We start from the raw sequence: 14163 nt of genomic DNA on the forward strand, positions 1-14163 counted from the left end.
GAAATGTTTGACTTGCTCATTTTGCTTTTTTATAGTGTGTGCTCACTCAAAATTTACGTTGGCGCTTTGTTTTGTTCAGTTTTCAAAGAGCAATAATGGTAATAATGGAGCGGGTGAAGAGAATCGAACTCTCATCATCAGCTTGGAAGGCTGAGGTTTTACCACTAAACTACACCCGCATTATATAATTATGAATGATTCCGAGAAATAATGGTCGGGAAGACAGGATTCGAACCTGCGACCCCTTGGTCCCAAACCAAGTGCTCTACCAAGCTGAGCTACTTCCCGTAAAATATGGTGCGCCCGGCGGGAGTCGAACCTACAACCTTCTGATTCGTAGTCAGATGCTCTATCCAATTGAGCTACGGGCGCTAATTTCTATGATGTTATTGGTGCGGCCGAGAGGAGTCGAACCTCCACGGGGTTTCCCCCACTAGGCCCTCAACCTAGCGCGTCTGCCATTCCGCCACGACCGCGAAAGCGACTTCGTAAGTTTAACACCTTTTCAACTTGTTGTCAAGTAGAAAGTTATGCGGGTGAAGGGACTTGAACCCCCACGCCTTGCGGCGCCAGATCCTAAGTCTGGTGCGTCTGCCAATTCCGCCACACCCGCGTAATAAAATGAAAATGGTGAGCCATGAAGGATTCGAACCTTCGACCCTCTGATTAAAAGTCAGATGCTCTACCAACTGAGCTAATGGCTCTAAATGAAAATGGCTGGGCTAGAAGGGATCGAACCTTCGCATGACGGAATCAAAATCCGTTGCCTTACCGCTTGGCTATAGCCCATCAATCAAACTCATTAACAGCTAGGTTAATATTATATCACTATAACATCACTTTAGCAAGAGTTTATTTTAAAAAAATAATGGCGGTCCCGACGGGAATCGAACCCGCGATCTCCTGCGTGACAGGCAGGCATGTTAACCGCTACACCACGGGACCAGCAAATAATGTTACGAAAAAAGTGACCCATACGGGATTCGAACCCGTGTTACCGCCGTGAAAGGGCGGTGTCTTAACCGCTTGACCAATGGGCCTTAATTAAAATGTTTCTGGCGGAGAAGGAGGGATTTGAACCCTCGCGCCGCTCGCGCGACCTACACCCTTAGCAGGGGCGCCTCTTCAGCCTCTTGAGTACTTCCCCAAAAAAATGGCTCCGCAGGTAGGACTCGAACCTACGACCGTTCGGTTAACAGCCGAATGCTCTACCACTGAGCTACTGCGGAATAGTGAAAGTTGGTTCCCTTTTTATGCTCAAGGACCTTAGTGGTTGTCGTGAAGAACAAGTTGTTATCTTGTCGACTCTTATGATTATAAAGAGGTTCAGAGTTAAAGTCAAGACATCTTTTTCTTTTTTTTATTTTTTTATTTCTTTTTCTTTAATCCCTTGGTAAATCAACGTTCCTCGGCACTTTCCACAGACAAATCTCGAAGTATCAATTCTTTTTTTTCTTAAATATACCTGCTGACATTGTGCACATATATATTGAATTGTATTCCTTTTCCTCTTAACTTGATTCGAAGGCAAAGGCGAACAGAATCTTGGGGCTCCCGTTTTTTTCAGTAAATGCTTAAAGTCTGCATCCCGGTGCTGGTACCCTTTCTTCTCAAGATGGAGATGATAGTGACATAATTCATGTTTTATGATCCCAATCAATTCTTCCAAACCACGTTCCTCGAAATATTTCTTGTTTATTTCTATATTATGAGTACCAAGCAAGTACCTTCCACCTGTTGTGCGAAGTCGTGGGTTAAAACTAGCTTGATGCTTAAACTTCCTTTGAAAGTGATTCATCGAAATTTCCTCAACCAATTTTTGCAATTGTTGATTATCCATCTCCCACACTCCTTCCATGGTAACAAGACAACCTATTATAACATAGACTAATAAAACAACAGGAATCTTTGGGAGGTTAGCGTTATGCCGAAATGGTTTCAAAACCAAATTAGAAGAGCTTTCTATGATAAGGATTATTATCAAGTGAAAATGTTGAATCAATGCTGGTTTTTTTATCAAAAAAAAGAAACGCTACATTTATGATCATGATTCTACTTACGTAGTGTTCGCTCTCCTATAAAAAAAACCCTTCTAAAAAAGAAGGAGTCTTTTCATTCATTAATTTTGGTCCTTAGGTTGTAACATGGTCAGCGACACTCTCTGTTTTTGAGCATCAACTTGTTCCACCCAAACAGTTACTACGTCTCCGACAGCCACAACGTCCATCGGATTCTTTATAAAACGGTTACTAAGTTTGGAAATATGCACGAGTCCATCTTGTTTGACGCCAATGTCCACAAAAGCACCGAAGTCTACAACATTTCTCACCGTACCTTGTAGTTCCATGCCGGTCTTTAAATCTTCCATTTTCAAAACATCCTTTTTAAGCAGGGGTTTTGAAAGCTCGTCTCTCGGATCTCTTCCCGGTTTGACCAAATCATCGATGATGTCTTTAATCGTTATTTCCCCGATATCCAACTCATCAGCCAATTCTTTCGGATTTAAGCTGACTAATTGTTTATTCAACTCATCACTACCAAGGTCATCAGAAGTGAAACCGATTTTCTTTAGCATTTTATTCACAGCTCCATAGTTCTCCGGGTGGATGGCTGTTTGATCGAGCGGTTCCTTGCCATTTAGAATGCGTAAGAAGCCTATGCATTGCTCATATGTTTTTGCGCCTAGTCGAGGAATCTTTTTTAATTCCTTCCTACTTGAGAACTTTCCTTCTTCTTCTCTCTTTTTGACGATATTTTGTGCAACAGATTTTGATAACCCCGCTACATATTGTAATAGGGATGGAGAAGCGGTATTGACGTTCACCCCTACTTGGTTAACGGCAGTTTCAACCACGAAGGTAAGAGATTCAGATAATTTTTTTTGGGAAACATCATGTTGGTACTGCCCTACTCCTACAGATTTAGGATCTATTTTAACAAGTTCAGCAAGTGGATCTTGTAACCTCCTACCAATCGACACAGCACTTCTTTGCTCGACTTGAAGGTCCGGAAACTCCTCACGGGCAATATCTGAAGCTGAATACACGCTCGCTCCCGCTTCATTGACAATGATATAGGAGATGTTCCCTTTCATTTCCTTTAGAATATCAGCAATGAACTGCTCAGACTCCCTAGATGCGGTCCCGTTTCCAATGGCAACAATCTCTACATTGAAGCGCTGAAGGATTTCTATCGTTTTCGTGCGGGCTGCTTCTTTCTTACCTACAGGAGGATGTGGATAGATTACACTAATGTCCATCACCTTTCCTGTCTCATCAATAACAGCCAATTTACAGCCCGTTCGATACGCCGGATCGAGAGCTAGCACCACTTTCCCTTTAAGCGGAGGTTGTAAAAGCAAATTCCGGAGGTTTTCCGAAAAGATATGAATGGCTTGGTCTTCCGCTTTTTCGGTTAGTTCTTTTCGGATTTCCCTCTCTATAGAAGGTAAAATCAATCGTTTGAAGCCGTCTTCTATGGCGGCTTTAAGCAATTCAGCAACTTCGGATTGATTATTTTTAATCACTTTCCGTTCTAAGTAACTGATGATGATATCCGTTCGCGGCTGTATTGATATTCGTAAAATGTCTTCCTTTTCACCTCTATTAAGGGCTAAAACCCGATGCGGAACGATTTTATGAATGGGCTCCTCATATTCATAGTACATCTCAAAAATCGCTTTCTCATCCTTTTCAGCATTTTTCACGGTCGAGGTCAACTTGCCTGCCTTAAAAATCTCATCCCTGATCCATTTTCTTAATTCCGCATCATCAGAAAGTAATTCTGCAATAATATCCTGAGCACCTGCTATTGCTTCTTCTATAGAAGAGACTTCTTTTTCTTCTGATAAAAATCCCTCTGCTTTATCACGGACCGAAGCATAAACCTTACATTCAAGTAACCATAATGCCAGAGGTTCCAGACCTTTTTCCTTAGCAACCGTAGCTTTAGTCCTTCTCTTTTGTTTATAAGGTCTATAAAGATCTTCGACTTCCTGTAGCTTTCCTGCCTTATCGATCTGTAAAGCCAATTCGTCTGTCATCTTACCCTGTTCACTGATGGATCGGATGACTTCGACTTTTCTCTGACCAAGATTCTCTAGGTAATTCCATCTCTCCATAATAGAACGGATCTGTACCTCATCTAGTGAACCCGTCATTTCTTTACGATAACGAGCTATAAAAGGCACGGTATTACCATCCTGGAGCATCTGTATGACATTCTGTACTTGATTGTTCTTTAAGGTTAGCTCATTGGATATTTGCTTAATCAATACGTTCAAAGAATCTTCTACCATTACCAATTCATAAAACCTCCACCCTTTTTGTTCTTCTATGTATAGTCTAGCAAATGAACGATCATTGTGCGAATTCACATACAAAAAAGCCCACTTCCGTTTATGGCGAAAGTAAGCTTCCTAAAATAAGAGTTGTATCATCCGCTGTTTGTGGACAGCTTTCTAAAATACAACGAGCGTTTTTTTCGATAGGAACCTTCCTCTTTAGAAACGATTTAGCTCCTTTGAGTTCCAGTCCATCTGAATGAAAAATAAATTTTGCGTTCTGTTCATATTTAAATCTCTGTGTCCTGTACTTTTGCTTTCTACCTGACAAATACCCGGTAACAGGGAGAGGATATACCAACTTGTCATCCATCGGATTATATAGGAAAAAGCGGATGTTCCCTACTGAACTGTAGACAAACTCCTTCTCTTCATAATAAATCTTCATGATGGCGACGGCCGCCCCCCGTTTAGCGATCAATACCTGATTACATACATCCATAAGTGACTCTACATCTAAATGATGATGCATTTTGACTTGCTCTATAACCGCGTGGGAAGATTCATATGCATGTTCCCCACTACCGAGACCATCAGCCAAAACACAAATAAAGTAATCTTTCACATGAAGAAAGAAGTAATCATCACCACAAAAAACCATATTGTTTTTAGAGGTTTGAGAGACAAGGACTTCTATATTTTCTTCTCGCAAAATCTCTTTAATCACGGAATTAACTCCGAATTCTCAGCATTAATTGCCTCCTGAAGCTTTTTAATTGCACGACGTTGAAGTCTTGAAACATGCATTTGCGATATCCCAAGCTTGTCGCCCGCTTCTTTTTGGCTTAAGTTCTCTAAATATGTGTATTGAATGATCAACTTTTCGCGATCACTCAATACATGGAGAACCTTTTCAAGTACTAATCGTTGGTTGACACGCTCGAAACCTTCGTCAACGTTTCCAAATATATCGAGTAACGTAACCGTACCGCCATCAGAATCTGCCTCGATGGAATGGTCAACGGATAAAGCTTGATAACTTTTTCCCATCTCCATTGCTTCCAAGACTTCTTCTTCGGCTACCCCAATATGGTCCGCTATCTCATCAATTCTTGGCGAACGATGCAGCGTGGTCGTTAATTCCTCAACGGTCACTCTAATTTTCGGTCCAAGTTCTTTAATTCTTCTCGGAACATGGACACTCCATGTTTTATCCCGCAAGAATCTTTTAATTTCACCGATTATCGTAGGAACCGCAAAAGCTTCGAAACTTTTACCGAAAGATTCGTCATATCGGCGAATGGCACCTAATAAACCAATCATTCCGACCTGAGAGATATCTTCTTGAAACGATTTCCCCTTCGCGTATTTCCTGGAAATCGTCTCCACTAAACCCTTGTAATGAATGACTAAGTTACTTTGTGCTTCATCATCCTGATTCAACTGATAGGCTCTGATCCATTCATTTACCTTTTCTCTTTGCGCTTGATTAGGTTGAGACTGTTTTTGCATCCATCTCCACCTGCTCTCCTTCTAAAAACTTAGTCATAAAAACCGTAACCCCTTCATGCTGGTGAATTTTCACATCATCCATCAAGGTTTCAATGAGGTAAAGGCCCAAGCCTCCTTCTCTTAAGAATTCGACTTTTTCTCCATGTTCATATGGTCCAAGCCCTTGACGTACCTCTTCGAAATTACAGCTTTCACCACTATCAGAAACCATTACTTCCAAACGATCAGGATAGAGCCCAAAACTTACTTTCACTTCGCCATTTTCTTTATCTTTATACGCATGCTGAACCGCATTCGTACAGGCTTCACTTGTAGCAATTTTCAAATCTTCAATTTCGTCGTACGCAAATCCCATTCGGCTACCTATCCCAGAAAGTGTTAAACGAATGACACCGATGAATTCCGGTTTTGCAGGTATTTTCATTTCGATGTAATCATATACTTGACTCATTCTAACCCACCCTCTGTACCACTTTTAATATCAATAATATCTGCAAGACCTGTAATATCAAATAAACGTCGTAACCTTTCCGATAGTCCTATTAAAGTGAATTCGCCATTATGTGCTCTTACGTTTTTAAAAGCACCAACGAATACGCCCAATCCCGTGCTATCCATATAGGATACTTCCTTTAAATCAATAATAATTGAAACATTCTCTTGCTCTGATAGTGGAAATAATGATTCTCTAAGCTTTGGTGCTGTATAGGCATCAATTTCGCCTTGAAGCTTAACTGTATATTCCGTGTTTAACTCATTAACATCTACTGCTATATTCATCCTTGACCCACCTCTTTACATCCTCATCAATTCTTATTTATATATACCCTTGATTTTCAAAGCTAAACATTCGCTTTGAAAATTATTAATGTAAAATCGTCCCGCAGTTGAAAATTCTGCATTTTCTCCAACTGTTTATAAAGATTATTCACTATTTCCTGCGGCTGTAAGTGCATGTTCTTCTTAATCAATTCTATAAGGGTTTCACGCTCTATGAAACCATCACTCGTACGGCATTCCGTTACCCCATCGGATAAAAGGATAATCATGTCACCCGGTTTTACGAATTTTTCATATTGTTTATATTTCGTTTTTTTATCCACGCCCAGCAGTAAACCTTTTGCATCCAAGTCACTGAAGGTTCCGGCAGACGCATCATAATAAAACCCTGGCTCATGCCCGGCCGATGCAAAAGTGAACCGCTTATCATGAGGGTTATATAAGCCATAAAACATCGTAATGAACATGCTCGGATCCACATTATGTTCAACGACGCGATTTAAACTTTCCAGTACACTCTTCGGTTCATGGCGGTGTTCCGGCAAGCTATCCATCGCGTATTTGATCATCGACATGCATAGGGCCGCAGGAATGCCTTTCCCGATTACATCCGCAATGCCTATTCCAATACACCCAAGTTCATCTTCAACAAAGTGATAGTAATCCCCATTCATCTGTCGGGCTGGTACACTTATCACGCCAACATCCAAGTTCTTGATTTCGGGTATCTTCGTTTCCAAAAGGGTGTGTTGTACCTTTGCCGCAATCTCTATTTCAGATTTCAGCTCCTGCTGTTGGTGCCTTAGACTCTGATGTTCACGATAAGCAATGCCATACCCCATCATGACTTCTAATAGAAAATCGAATGAATCCACCACTTTGGTTGGCAGATCCGGATACAATGCCATTAGATTATTTTTATGCATACTGATGATCTCTTCAGGAGATATATTATATTTAATATTTAATCTGCTGATTTTTTGACCCTGATAGAGAGCTTGTTCATTTTGATCTTTTAAATAGGTAGAAAGCGCCTCCTGGTACTTTTTATCCATTTTTTCTCTTATATCCATATTCCCTCCTAACGGAGCCACTTGATGGCGGAAATCTTAGTCCCCTCACCCGGTATCGACTCAATATCGAAATCATCCATTAAGCGTTTCGCTCCAGGCAGGCCTGCCCCCAACCCCCCTGAGGTCGTAAAACCGTCCTCCATTACTCTACGGATATCCTGTATACCTGGTCCGTTATCTTCTGCAATGATTTTCAAGCCCGACTTGCCGTTTACAAGCAATTTTTCCAGACTCACATTTCCTTGTCCTGCATATAAGTATATATTCCGTGCCAATTCGCTTATGGCGGTTGTGATTCTAGCCTGGTCTACCGTGCCAAAGCCCAGTTCTTTAGCGAAGTTCCTTCCAAGCTGCCTTGCAGCTACTATGTCCCACTCATTAATAATTTTTACGCAGGATTGGACCCCCATACACTAATCCCCCAATTCCTGTTGTAATTTTTCCAGGCCCTTCTCTAGATCTAAAGCTGTTAGGACATCTTCGAGACTAATTCCCAATTCTATTAAGGTGATAGCAACTGCCGGCTGGATTCCTGTAATGACAACCTTGGCCCCCATAAGCTTTGACATACTGAAAACATCTCCCAATACCTTTGCGATAAAGGAATCTATAAAATCAATGGAAGTAATATCAATCACCACACCATTGGCACTGGTTTCATGGATCTTATCCAATAAATCTTCTTGAAATTGAAGGGCAGTCATATCATCCAATTCCCATTGGATAGAGACTAGCAAACAGTCATAAAGCTTTAAAATTGGAATCCTCATATGTCTCTCTCCACCTCTACAATTTTTCGGCTCGTTAATTCCAACGCAACCTCTATTCCCTTCTTCAAGGTGTTTTTTGTAATTACCTCATTCAAGTTAATTCCTAGATTTACGATCGTTTGGGCAATTTCCGGCCGGATGCCGCATAATATGCACCTTGCCCCCACCAATCGAACCGCTTCTCCTGCTTGAATAATATGATGGGCTACCATGGTATCGACTACCGGCACACCCGTAATATCGATAAGAACGACTTCGGATCTGTGCTTGACCACGCCCGTCAAAAGATTTTCCATGATCTGCTTTGCACGTTCCGTATCAATTGTACCGACCAAAGGCATAACTGTGATGCCCTCCAATACGGGAATTAAAGGTGCCGAAAGTTCCTGTAAGGCCATTCTCTGCAACGAGACGGTCCTTTCCCAGGTTTGCGAATATATATTGACGATTTCATTACTTATCGGAGTCGACCATTTATTTAAATAATTAACCAGCTCCATTTGATTATCTGGAGATACAATACCTTTATCAGCCATACCTTGCATGACGATAATCAAGAATTTTTGAAATCCTTCATTGACGAAAGTAAGGGGCCACCCTAGTTGGACCACTTTCTCGGCAAAATCTGAAAGTTTCAACGTGAACTCCCTGTCCTTACTATCGACATGGGCGATTATCATATCTATAAATTCACTACTCGTTTGTGTGAACATCTTATCGGAGACAACTTTTATCAATCTCACATCTGTATTTTCCTTCATGATGTTCATCCATTCAGTTAGGATGTAGTCTTGGTTTTGTTTAATAAAATTGTAAACCAATTGATTCATAATATCCCTCCATTTTACCACAATTACTATGTTTTACCCTCTGCGTCACATCAATGTTACTGAACTGTAATCTTTTCCAATTTTAGTTTTATTTCAATCCTATTTATCGATCCTTATAGTCCTAACACATCATTTTACCCAAGATTCACATCAAGAAACATGAATGGAATGGAATGCCGTTGCAAGCACTTTACACCCCTTATCTAATTGTTATTCGTCAAAATCCTCCCATTTCCTGCTTAATGGTTATTTAGTAACTTTAATCGATAGCTTCACCATCATTTTTTGATAAACTGACCGATACACTCAAAAGTTTGTATGCAAAAAAAACGATTCCTTTAGAAAAGGAATCGCCAGTTTTACCTTATAGAATTCGAATTATAATAACGCCCGTAATGACGGGAAACTTTTTCTTTAAAACTCAATCAGACCTAAGCTAATTTGCAGAGCTTCATTGACTTTTTGCATCATAGGATCGTCAAGATGTGTTATTTTATCAGTTAAACGCTGCTTATCAATTGTACGGATCTGTTCCAGTAAAATGACAGAATCACGTTCGAATCCGTACTTTTTCGCATTAATCTCAACATGTGTAGGCAATTTCGCTTTTTGAATTTGAGCTGTAATGGCTGCCACTATCACAGTCGGACTAAAGCGATTACCAATATCATTTTGTAGAATGAGTACCGGACGGGTTCCACCTTGCTCTGACCCTACTACCGGAGAAAGGTCTGCGAAGTACACGTCACCACGCTTTACAACAATCAATGGCTCAGCCTCCGCTAACTAAACGTTCAACGCAATGCCCAGCCTCGAACTCAGCTTGAAAAGCTTCAGAAGCAATCGTCAAATTAATGGCCGCCATTTCGATATAACCGCGTTTCATTGATTCGCGAAATTCTTTCTTTTTACGTTCGCGAAGATACATTTTTGTGGCACGATAAATAAATTCACTGCGATTAACATTTTCTTCACTCGCATACCCATCTAGTTCAGTTAAAAAATTTTGAGGTAATCGAATTAATATCTCTCTTGTTGCGCTGGATTCAGACACAAACATACACCTCCACCATCACTACACACCTTTATTATATATCCTTTTCAATATTACCATTAAAATTCCTATCTGCAAAGAGTATATTCCATTTCTCCATTCTATTATCAGCATAATAATGGATTTCTTATTCACAAACTTTGGATTTTCTTACAATCCCGTCTATCCTAATAGTATATTGCGTACGTGGCTAAACATGCCGTTTTTCAGATATAACCGTGGAACTCTCGCTCCTAACATGCATGTTACCTCATAATTGATCGTTTCAAGCTTGGCCGCTATTTCATCCACCGATATCGACTCATTTCCATTCTCGCCAATTAGGGTCACTTCCGTTCCCACCGGGAAAGGACGAGGTAATTTGATCATACACTGATCCATGCAAATCCTGCCTACGATGGGGACCCTTTGTCCTTCTACAATAACTTCCTGCCCTTGAAGCTTACGGATCCAACCATCGGCATACCCGATCGGCAAAGTAGCAATCCATTCATCCTCACTAGCCGTATACGTAGCTCCGTAACTGACACTATCGCCCTTAGCGAGTTGCTTAACGGCGACGATCTTGGTTTTTAAAGAGATCGCTTGTTTCAACGGAAATGGTAAAAGACCAAGCATTTCTTGGGAGGGGCTCAACCCATACATGGAGATTCCCATTCTGATTGCATTGAAATCGGCTTCAGGGAACCTTAAGGACGCTGCACTATTAGCAGCATGAATGTAAGCAGGTTTCCTATTCAATACCGATAGCATTTTTTTGAATAATTCAAGTTGCTTTTCATAATAATCCGTATCGAGTTCATCTGCCGTTGCAAAATGAGTGAATACCCCTTGAAAGTTGAAGCATACTTCCTGTTGAATTGAACTTTCCAATTCCTTTAGCTGTTCTGTCGTACGGACACCAATCCTGCCCATCCCACTATCCACTTTCACATGAACGTCCAGAACCTGCCCTGCCTTGAGTATATGACTTGCCTTTATTAACCAATCACGATCAAAAACTGTCAACGATATGCCATGTCCGGCAGCTATCCCAGCACTTTCGGGTCTCGAAGCCCCTAGAACTAAAATGGGAGCGATTATTCCCTTTTCTCTTAATGCTAGTGCCTCATCAAGAAACGCGACACATAAAAAGTCAGCACCTGCTTGCAATGCAGTTTGAGCCACTTCGTAATCCCCATGACCATATGCATTTGCTTTGACCACAGCAAACAGACTAACACTGGACGGTAGTCTGTTCTTCATGGTTGAAATATTTTCATACACACTATCTAAGTTCACTTCTGCCCAAGTATCACGATGAAACCCTTGTGTTTCCAAAACCCGTTCCTTCTTTCTGACATCACCAATAACGATTTCTTCTCATTATAGAAGTTTGTTTTTTATTATAGCCCATTCTATTACTAACGGATAGAAAGATAAAGTGCTTTTTTTACCAAAATTTTATATACCGACTAAACGACCGATTACTTCAGTACAGATATATTCTTCTATTCAATGGCAAGCCAAGGCCCTCCCAGCCCAATGTAATTGTGGGAAAGCCTAGCTTGATTGAATTCTTCGCCTTACTTAACAGAATCTCCACCAACAGAACGGGCTATTTCTATCATCTTTTCCTGTGTTAAGTCCTTCGAAGCTAACATGTAATCCACACCTTCAAAGGTCCAGGCTACTGTATTTCCCGTCATCGCCCCCACTGTAAAACCTAAGTCGACAGGCTCTCCATTGACATTGGTAGAAACAGAGGTTTGGACTACTTTTGCTTTTTCTTGCACTAATGTAAAACTAGTTGACCCTTCATAGGTCAGGATGACACGATCTCCCCCATCAGCTGCGATTTTCTTTTCTTCTGTTAGATTCATATCATCAAGATTGGATGGATATTTAACGGAAAATCCTTCATCCTTCACTTCTGCCATGACAGGAGCTTCAAGTTGGGCACTTGTCATGTTCTTTTTCATATCGAATGCATCCTTGTCGAATGTCGTATCAAATTTCACTTTAGAGAATTCCACCAGGACTAATGCTGTTTTATCCGGATCCATGACCTTAACGCTTACCGGGGATAGGTCCTTTTTATTGAGTGTGATTTCTTGAAAAGGAAGCATCTTATTGTTTTGGTAGCGTGTTTTGGTCTCGAAAACATAATGCTTATCCGTTTCTTTATATGTTGCGCTTTTATCTTCCGTGATATCTTTCACCAATGATTCGTACAAATAGGCCTGGCTACTGTTTTCCGGCCATTCACTTTGAAACTTGAAGCTTTTGTTCAAAGCGGGCGTCAGTACATACACACCATCATCGTTTTTCAAAATCATTTGACTCTGGTCCTTCTCTTCATTTTTTAGATTCACTCGGTAAAACGCAGGATTTTTATGCCAAATTTCCACAGTGTACACTTGAGGCTCCGTCCCCATCTTCAGCGTCATTTTCGCGTTTGCTTTATACCCCTTCATTTCCCCAATCTTTTCATTTAAATCGCTCACTACATCACCCTGTGATTTTTGGCCGCAAGCAGAAAGAGCAAGCAAGAGCATGATCCCTGCAAAAAGCATTACCATCTTCTTCATCTTTTCAACCCCTTTTTGTCATTTGAACGTAAAAGGGAGAGGAAAAGGCAGGATCCGGACATTGGCTCGACTGATGACTTGCATCCCAAGATTTTAGACACGACTTTTCCCGTCCCGCCAAAACCTTTTTGAGAGCACCTACTCTGCCATGTACCTTTTACCGGGCCTTGTCTCCCTATAGCACTAAATGTATATGAGACAACCTTGAGGTTTATGACCCGATAAGACAAACTCAATCAGTCCCCTTCAACTACGACTTGTGCAATCGCATAGTCACGGCTATGACTGATTGAAAGATGGACACCTTCAGAAAATGGCTTCATAATCATGGGCTTTCCATTTCCATCTGAAACAATTTCTATATCCAAGAAAGATAGATGCTTCCCAATTCCAGTCCCCACTGCTTTTGAAAATGCTTCCTTGGCAGCAAAACGGCCAGCAAAATACTCAATCTTTCTTCTGCCTTGCAACTTATCAAACAGTAAAATTTCTGAATCGGTTAATATGCGATTCTTGAAGCGAGGCTGCCGACTAAGCAGCAATTCAATCCTATCCAACTCCGTTATATCCACACCAATTCCTTTAATCACTTCAACACCTCTTCTACTAAGTTACTATCTTGCATATTATCAGAGGACGATACCTCCTAAAAAATGATATTATATGTATAGAAATCCAATACTAAGGAGAATTCCATGTTTACAAGAACAGAAAGTTTTCGCGAATACGTGTCTTCTTATCGCGCCGTAACCGGCCTCATGTTCATGATGATGATCGTGTTTGTTTTCAACCTATTCCCTTTGTTTCCTGGTAATGTTCTTTTTTATTATGGTACAGGCGTGAACCTGTACATTGCCGAGGGCCAATGGTGGCGTTTGATTACACCTATTTTTCTGCATGGAACGTTTACACATTTACTTTTTAATGGGTTTTCTCTTGCCATCTTCGGTCCAGCCCTCGAAAAATACCTTGGCTTTGTTAAATTCGCCATCTTTTTTTTAATGACCGGTATCCTAGCCAATATCGCCACTTACTTGTTACTGCCACTCACATATACACACGTAGGTGCAAGCGGCGCAATTTTTGGCATACTAGGCTTCTACCTCTATCTTGTCCTCTTTCATAAAAGCAACTTTTCCACCAATGAAAGAAATACGGTTTATACGTTAACAGGCATTGCAGTAATTATGACATTTATTCAGCCACAAATAAACATTGTCGGTCATTTAGCGGGACTGGCTGCTGGTTTTTTGACAGCGCCCCTTTTCTGGAGGAAAAAATGGTAAACCGAA

17 protein-coding genes and 11 tRNA genes are annotated in these 14163 nt (G+C 40.8%); 2 read left to right on the forward strand and 26 right to left on the reverse strand.

The features are described from left to right. Positions 1-105: 105 nt before the first annotated feature. The 12 genes from ACQKIC_RS19955 to ACQKIC_RS20010 all read right to left on the reverse strand — a co-directional run bounded on the left by ACQKIC_RS19955 (position 106) and on the right by ACQKIC_RS20010 (position 1840). A tRNA-Gly gene (locus ACQKIC_RS19955) sits at positions 106-179 on the reverse strand. 32 nt (positions 180-211) lie between these two features. Next, a tRNA-Pro gene (locus ACQKIC_RS19960) sits at positions 212-288 on the reverse strand. 7 nt (positions 289-295) lie between these two features. Next, a tRNA-Arg gene (locus ACQKIC_RS19965) sits at positions 296-372 on the reverse strand. An 18-nt stretch (positions 373-390) separates the two neighbouring features. After that, positions 391-476: transfer RNA gene (locus ACQKIC_RS19970), tRNA-Leu, on the reverse strand. 55 nt (positions 477-531) lie between these two features. Further along, positions 532-613, reverse strand: a tRNA-Leu gene (locus tag ACQKIC_RS19975). A gap of 15 nt (positions 614-628) precedes the next feature. Next, a tRNA-Lys gene (locus tag ACQKIC_RS19980) sits at positions 629-704 on the reverse strand. A gap of 10 nt (positions 705-714) precedes the next feature. Further along, positions 715-789 (reverse strand) — tRNA-Gln (locus ACQKIC_RS19985). A gap of 80 nt (positions 790-869) precedes the next feature. Next, a tRNA-Asp gene (locus ACQKIC_RS19990) sits at positions 870-945 on the reverse strand. A gap of 23 nt (positions 946-968) precedes the next feature. Then, positions 969-1040: transfer RNA gene (locus ACQKIC_RS19995), tRNA-Glu, on the reverse strand. A gap of 16 nt (positions 1041-1056) precedes the next feature. Then, positions 1057-1147, reverse strand: a tRNA-Ser gene (locus tag ACQKIC_RS20000). Between the two features lie 7 nt (positions 1148-1154). After that, positions 1155-1229 (reverse strand) — tRNA-Asn (locus ACQKIC_RS20005). Positions 1230-1360: 131 nt separating this feature from the next. Continuing rightward, complete coding sequence (locus ACQKIC_RS20010) at positions 1361-1840, reverse strand: SprT family protein (RefSeq protein ID WP_402875966.1); 480 nt, start codon at positions 1838-1840, stop codon at positions 1361-1363. Positions 1841-1924: 84 nt separating this feature from the next. On the opposite strand from ACQKIC_RS20010, the gene cmpA reads away from it, so the two are divergent. After that, positions 1925-2044, forward strand: coding sequence for a cortex morphogenetic protein CmpA (cmpA, locus tag ACQKIC_RS20015; RefSeq protein ID WP_402875969.1), 120 nt, complete (start codon positions 1925-1927; stop codon positions 2042-2044). Between the two features lie 75 nt (positions 2045-2119). Here the strand turns inward: cmpA and ACQKIC_RS20020 are convergent, their stop codons facing one another. From ACQKIC_RS20020 to acpS, 14 genes are all read right to left on the reverse strand, one after another. Beyond that, positions 2120-4297 carry a Tex family protein gene (locus tag ACQKIC_RS20020; RefSeq protein ID WP_427592202.1) on the reverse strand — a complete coding sequence of 726 codons (2178 nt, stop codon included), beginning with the start codon at positions 4295-4297 and terminating at the stop codon, positions 2120-2122. A gap of 100 nt (positions 4298-4397) precedes the next feature. Further along, positions 4398-4943 carry a PP2C family serine/threonine-protein phosphatase gene (locus ACQKIC_RS20025; RefSeq protein ID WP_402992011.1) on the reverse strand — a complete coding sequence of 182 codons (546 nt, stop codon included), beginning with the start codon at positions 4941-4943 and terminating at the stop codon, positions 4398-4400. A 62-nt stretch (positions 4944-5005) separates the two neighbouring features. After that, the gene (gene sigB / locus ACQKIC_RS20030; RefSeq protein WP_402875971.1) at positions 5006-5794 is read right to left on the reverse strand and encodes an RNA polymerase sigma factor SigB; all 789 of its coding nucleotides are present in this window, start codon (positions 5792-5794) and stop codon (positions 5006-5008) included. Further along, positions 5772-6245 carry an anti-sigma B factor RsbW gene (gene rsbW / locus ACQKIC_RS20035; protein WP_402875973.1) on the reverse strand — a complete coding sequence of 158 codons (474 nt, stop codon included), beginning with the start codon at positions 6243-6245 and terminating at the stop codon, positions 5772-5774. Before rsbW ends, sigB begins: the two co-directional genes overlap by 23 nt. Continuing rightward, positions 6242-6574: an anti-sigma factor antagonist gene (locus ACQKIC_RS20040; RefSeq protein ID WP_402875975.1), complete on the reverse strand. Its 333-nt coding sequence runs from the start codon at positions 6572-6574 to the stop codon at positions 6242-6244. The genes rsbW and ACQKIC_RS20040 overlap by 4 nt, the downstream gene beginning before the upstream one ends. A 62-nt stretch (positions 6575-6636) precedes the next feature. Next, positions 6637-7647, reverse strand: coding sequence for a PP2C family protein-serine/threonine phosphatase (locus ACQKIC_RS20045; RefSeq protein ID WP_403080589.1), 1011 nt, complete (start codon positions 7645-7647; stop codon positions 6637-6639). Positions 7648-7655: 8 nt separating this feature from the next. Next, positions 7656-8057 carry an anti-sigma regulatory factor gene (locus ACQKIC_RS20050; protein WP_402875978.1) on the reverse strand — a complete coding sequence of 134 codons (402 nt, stop codon included), beginning with the start codon at positions 8055-8057 and terminating at the stop codon, positions 7656-7658. A gap of 3 nt (positions 8058-8060) precedes the next feature. Further along, positions 8061-8417, reverse strand: coding sequence for an STAS domain-containing protein (locus ACQKIC_RS20055; RefSeq protein WP_402875980.1), 357 nt, complete (start codon positions 8415-8417; stop codon positions 8061-8063). Then, complete coding sequence (locus ACQKIC_RS20060; RefSeq protein ID WP_402959799.1) at positions 8414-9247, reverse strand: STAS domain-containing protein; 834 nt, start codon at positions 9245-9247, stop codon at positions 8414-8416. The genes ACQKIC_RS20055 and ACQKIC_RS20060 overlap by 4 nt, the downstream gene beginning before the upstream one ends. Before the next feature lie 414 nt (positions 9248-9661). Continuing rightward, complete coding sequence (locus tag ACQKIC_RS20065) at positions 9662-10012, reverse strand: type II toxin-antitoxin system PemK/MazF family toxin (protein ID WP_402876030.1); 351 nt, start codon at positions 10010-10012, stop codon at positions 9662-9664. A gap of 7 nt (positions 10013-10019) precedes the next feature. Beyond that, entirely contained in the window at positions 10020-10301 is a 282-nt protein-coding gene (locus ACQKIC_RS20070) for a CopG family ribbon-helix-helix protein (protein WP_034306380.1), read from the reverse strand. 162 nt (positions 10302-10463) lie between these two features. Beyond that, on the reverse strand, positions 10464-11621 hold the full coding sequence (gene alr / locus ACQKIC_RS20075) for an alanine racemase (protein WP_407406205.1): 1158 nt from the start codon (positions 11619-11621) through the stop codon (positions 10464-10466). 245 nt (positions 11622-11866) lie between these two features. After that, positions 11867-12871: a LolA family protein gene (locus ACQKIC_RS20080; protein ID WP_402875986.1), complete on the reverse strand. Its 1005-nt coding sequence runs from the start codon at positions 12869-12871 to the stop codon at positions 11867-11869. Positions 12872-13107: 236 nt separating this feature from the next. Then, complete coding sequence (acpS, locus tag ACQKIC_RS20085) at positions 13108-13461, reverse strand: holo-ACP synthase (RefSeq protein ID WP_407406206.1); 354 nt, start codon at positions 13459-13461, stop codon at positions 13108-13110. Between the two features lie 105 nt (positions 13462-13566). Here acpS and ACQKIC_RS20090 point away from each other — a divergent pair, with 105 nt between their 5' ends. Then, complete coding sequence (locus tag ACQKIC_RS20090; protein ID WP_402875990.1) at positions 13567-14157, forward strand: rhomboid family intramembrane serine protease; 591 nt, start codon at positions 13567-13569, stop codon at positions 14155-14157. Positions 14158-14163: the final 6 nt, after the last annotated feature.

Source organism: Peribacillus sp. NPDC046944 (assembly GCF_050272735.1).
Lineage (GTDB): Bacteria > Bacillota > Bacilli > Bacillales > DSM-1321 > Peribacillus.

Excerpts from the sequence above, each read along its gene's own strand:
- ACQKIC_RS20010 (WP_402875966.1), bottom strand. The coding sequence starts at position 1,840 with ATGGATAATCAACAATTGCAAAAATTGGTTGAGGAAATTTCGATGAAT.
- cmpA (WP_402875969.1), top strand. The coding sequence starts at position 1,925 with ATGCCGAAATGGTTTCAAAACCAAATTAGAAGAGCTTTCTATGATAAG.
- ACQKIC_RS20020 (WP_427592202.1), bottom strand. The coding sequence starts at position 4,297 with ATGGTAGAAGATTCTTTGAACGTATTGATTAAGCAAATATCCAATGAG.
- ACQKIC_RS20025 (WP_402992011.1), bottom strand. The coding sequence starts at position 4,943 with ATGGTTTTTTGTGGTGATGATTACTTCTTTCTTCATGTGAAAGATTAC.
- sigB (WP_402875971.1), bottom strand. The coding sequence starts at position 5,794 with ATGCAAAAACAGTCTCAACCTAATCAAGCGCAAAGAGAAAAGGTAAAT.
- rsbW (WP_402875973.1), bottom strand. The coding sequence starts at position 6,245 with ATGAGTCAAGTATATGATTACATCGAAATGAAAATACCTGCAAAACCG.
- ACQKIC_RS20040 (WP_402875975.1), bottom strand. The coding sequence starts at position 6,574 with ATGAATATAGCAGTAGATGTTAATGAGTTAAACACGGAATATACAGTT.
- ACQKIC_RS20045 (WP_403080589.1), bottom strand. The coding sequence starts at position 7,647 with ATGGATATAAGAGAAAAAATGGATAAAAAGTACCAGGAGGCGCTTTCT.
- ACQKIC_RS20050 (WP_402875978.1), bottom strand. The coding sequence starts at position 8,057 with ATGGGGGTCCAATCCTGCGTAAAAATTATTAATGAGTGGGACATAGTA.
- ACQKIC_RS20055 (WP_402875980.1), bottom strand. The coding sequence starts at position 8,417 with ATGAGGATTCCAATTTTAAAGCTTTATGACTGTTTGCTAGTCTCTATC.
- ACQKIC_RS20060 (WP_402959799.1), bottom strand. The coding sequence starts at position 9,247 with ATGAATCAATTGGTTTACAATTTTATTAAACAAAACCAAGACTACATC.
- ACQKIC_RS20080 (WP_402875986.1), bottom strand. The coding sequence starts at position 12,871 with ATGAAGAAGATGGTAATGCTTTTTGCAGGGATCATGCTCTTGCTTGCT.
- ACQKIC_RS20090 (WP_402875990.1), top strand. The coding sequence starts at position 13,567 with ATGTTTACAAGAACAGAAAGTTTTCGCGAATACGTGTCTTCTTATCGC.